The sequence below is a fragment of the Catenibacterium sp. genome, from assembly GCF_052354645.1.
GTDB lineage: Bacteria > Bacillota_I > Bacilli_A > Erysipelotrichales > Coprobacillaceae > Catenibacterium > Catenibacterium mitsuoka_A.
This window is the reverse complement of the sequence record NZ_DAWDDM010000218.1, coordinates 1-3,418: the sequence shown is the minus strand read 5'-3', so window position 1 is coordinate 3,418 and position 3,418 is coordinate 1. Positions and strand designations below refer to the sequence as shown.

Annotated in this window: 4 protein-coding genes; all 4 read left to right on the top strand. The window is 32.2% G+C overall.

Annotated features, from left to right (window positions below):
- The first annotated feature begins 75 nt into the window (after nucleotides 1-75).
- The 4 genes from ACT8VG_RS08900 (at nucleotide 76) to ACT8VG_RS08885 (ending at nucleotide 3,283) form a co-directional block, all read left to right on the top strand.
- On the top strand, nucleotides 76-1,194 hold the full coding sequence (locus ACT8VG_RS08900; RefSeq protein WP_288705545.1) for an aminotransferase class I/II-fold pyridoxal phosphate-dependent enzyme: 1,119 nt from the start codon (nucleotides 76-78) through the stop codon (nucleotides 1,192-1,194).
- Nucleotides 1,195-1,297: 103 nt separating this feature from the next.
- Entirely contained in the window at nucleotides 1,298-1,708 is a 411-nt protein-coding gene (locus tag ACT8VG_RS08895; RefSeq protein WP_226793393.1) for a Fur family transcriptional regulator, read from the top strand.
- Nucleotides 1,701-2,636, top strand: coding sequence for a metal ABC transporter substrate-binding protein (locus ACT8VG_RS08890; RefSeq protein WP_288705553.1), 936 nt, complete (start codon nucleotides 1,701-1,703; stop codon nucleotides 2,634-2,636). Before ACT8VG_RS08895 ends, ACT8VG_RS08890 begins: the two co-directional genes overlap by 8 nt.
- Entirely contained in the window at nucleotides 2,633-3,283 is a 651-nt protein-coding gene (locus ACT8VG_RS08885) for a metal ABC transporter ATP-binding protein (RefSeq protein ID WP_288705555.1), read from the top strand. Before ACT8VG_RS08890 ends, ACT8VG_RS08885 begins: the two co-directional genes overlap by 4 nt.
- Nucleotides 3,284-3,418 lie beyond the last annotated feature (135 nt).

The window sequence follows — 3,418 nt, the reverse complement described above, 5'->3', positions numbered from 1 at the left end:
CTCTTCCAGAAAGTGATAGAGCGAAAGATTTCTTATCTAAAGTTATGCATTAGTTATTAAAAGGAGAAAGAAGACGTGTATTTAAAGGAATTTGATGTAGAAACATGGATGACGAACCATGAACAAAATTGTCAATACAATTTAGCTGATACATGTGTATCTGATATGTCTATTCATGAATTAGAGTCATTGATTCATAAAGATCTTATGAGTGATCTTATGCATATGCGTATGGATTATGGACCAATTACAGGCTCTGATTGTTTAAAGGATGCCATTCTTTCTTTATATAAGACAGGTACAAGAGATAATATTGCCGTAGCTCATGGGGCAATAAATGCCAATGAACATGTAATGGATACTTTGTTAAATAAAGGAGACCATATCATTGCATTAACACCTTCCTATGAACAGTTCTATTCTTATCCTGCATCAATTGGATGCGAGTATGATCTAGTAGAACTTAATGAAGACAATAACTGGGAACCTGTCATAGATGATTTTAAGAAGCTTATTAAGCCTGAAACAAAGATGTTTATATTAAATAGTCCTAATAATCCGACAGGTACTGTTATTAAACAATCTTTAATGGAAGAATTGATTGAACTTGCTAGAAGTCATTCTATTTATATTCTTGTCGATGAAATCTATCGTGGTATGAATAATACTTTATGTGATAGTATTTCTGATATGTATGAATTAGGTATTGCGACAGCCTCTTTATCTAAAGTCTATTCCTTTGCAGGACTTAGATTGGGATGGATCAAGGGACCTAAACAACTTATTGATGAAATCAATTTTAGAAGAGATTATACAATTATTTCTACTGGTCCATGGAATGATTATTTGGCTACAGTTGTATTACAACATAAAGATCTAATACTTGATAGAAGTAGACATATCATTCTTGAAAATAAGAAAATATTAAAAGAATGGCTTGAAAAAGAAGACTTAGTCGAATGTGTCATACCAGAAGATGGTACTGTATGTTTCTTACATTATTTATTTGATATGCCCTCAAAAGAATTATGTGAGAAATTACAGAATGACACTGGTGTATTCTTTGTGCCAGGTATGGCATTTAATAAGGAATACCATTTACGCTTTGGTTTTACTTCAGATTCAAAAGTAATCAAGGAAGGCTTAGAAACATTCTCTTCCTGGATTCATTCGCATATTACAGAAGCAGAATAAACTGCTTCTTTTTTATTACATGCAAATCATTTGCATATTCGTTGACATAGGAATAAGAATCATTATAATACAATATGCAAATCATTTGCATAGGAGGCATTCTATGAAACAATATCGTACAAAATACAAAGACTGTATTATTGAATATATGAAGAATAATGAAGATCATCGCTTGTGTGCTAAAGATATCTATGAGGCATTAGTTGAGCAGGGATTAAATGTAAATCTTGTTACAGTTTATCGTAATCTAGATAAACTATCACAGCAGGGACTCATACAAAAACATACACTTTCAGAAGAAGATAGTGTTTATTACCAATATACAAGAGAAGAAAAATGTAATCACCATCTTCACTTATTATGCAAGAGATGTGGTAAGATTGCGCATTTAGAATGTGATTTCATGGATATCATTCGTACACATTTATTAGAGGACCATGGTTTTGAAATTGATTGTAAGGATTCTACAATTGTGGGCTTATGTAAAGAGTGCAGGGAGGCTATCCATGCTTAAAAAGATTAGTTTGTTTATTCTCTCTTTATTATTGATGACAGGTTGTACAACAGAAACTAGAAAGAAATCATTTAATATCGTTGTCACTAACTTTCCTTGTTATGATTTTGTCCGTGCAATTACTAAAAATGATCAAGATATATCTATAAAGATGCTTATTAAACCTGGTATGGATTCTCATTCTTATGAACCCTCACCACAAGATATGGTTGCGATTAAAGAGAGCGATTTATTCTTTTATGTAGGTGGAGAATCAGATGAATGGGTGGATAGCTTGCTAGACGATATGGACTCTAAAAGAATAGTTAAAATGTTGGATCTTGTGTCTCATCTTCAACATGAAGAACATGTGGAAGGGATGGAAGAAGAAAAACATGAAGAACATGATGAACATGAAGAAGAATATGATGAACATGTCTGGACAAGTCCTAAAAATGCAATAGAAATTGTTTATGGCTTAAATAAGAGAATGTGTGCACTCGATCAAAAACATGCATCAAAATTTAATGAGAATACAGAAAACTATATTAAACAGATTGCATCTGTTGATTCTAGTTTTAAACAAATAGTCAAGCAGGCAAAAAGAAAAGATATAGTTGTAGGAGATCGTTTCCCTCTGCTTTATTTTGCGAAAGAATATGGTCTTACATATAGTGCTGCATTTCCAGGATGTTCTGAACAGACTGAACCAAGTGCATCTACTATTTCCTATTTAATTGATAAGGTCAAGAAGGATCACAATCCTGTGATCTTTAAGATCGAATTATCCAATGGACAGATTGCTCGTACTATTTCTGAAGAAACAGGTGCAAAAGTATGTACTATTCAAAGTATGCATAATGTGAGTGCAGAGGATTTTAATAATGGTGAAACATATGTTTCAATCATGCGTAAAAACGCAAAGGCAGTAAAGGAGGCACTTCAATGAAAACACTTATAAAGGTTGATCATTTACGTTTAGGTTATGATAATCAAGAAGTAATCAATGATCTCTCTTTTGATATAAATCAAGGTGATTTTATTACTGTACTAGGACAAAATGGTGCAGGTAAAAGTACCCTGATCAAGGGATTATTGGGACTTATTAAGCCAATGGACGGGCAGATTACATATTATTTGAATGAAAGAGAAATAGGTTATATGCCTCAAGAAACAAAGGTGGATCGTCATTTTCCTGCTTCAGTATATGAAATAGTCTTATCAGGCGCATTAAATAGAGTAGGGTATCGTCCTTTCTTTAATTCAAAAGAAAAGAAATTGGCGGTAGAATGTTTAAAAACACTTCATATAGAAAACCTTAAAAACAATTCCTTTGGGGAACTATCTGGAGGGCAAAGACAGAAGGTCTTACTTGCAAGAGCACTATGTGCAACAAGAGAATGTTTAGTACTTGATGAACCTTCTAATAACTTAGACTATGATTCTAAAGAAGAATTCTATACTGTTTTAAAAGAACTTCATCAAAAAGGTTTAACAATTATCATGATTACTCATGATTTAGCGTCTCATGAAGTGATTGGTAATAAGATTCTTCATTTAGATAAAAATAACTATAGAATGGAGGAAGTTAAATAATGAATACATTACTCCATATGTTTAACTATACATTTATTATTCGTGCTTTTATTGTTGGTTTACTTAATTCATTATGTCCTGCTATCATATGTGTAAATCTTGTCATAAGAAAGAATCCTATGATAAGTCAAGTTT

What these genes read in the sequence shown, in the direction of transcription:
- ACT8VG_RS08885 (WP_288705555.1), top strand. Translation starts at nt 2,633, where the DNA reads ATGAAAACACTTATAAAGGTTGATCATTTACGTTTAGGTTATGATAAT.
- ACT8VG_RS08890 (WP_288705553.1), top strand. Translation starts at nt 1,701, where the DNA reads ATGCTTAAAAAGATTAGTTTGTTTATTCTCTCTTTATTATTGATGACA.
- ACT8VG_RS08895 (WP_226793393.1), top strand. Translation starts at nt 1,298, where the DNA reads ATGAAACAATATCGTACAAAATACAAAGACTGTATTATTGAATATATG.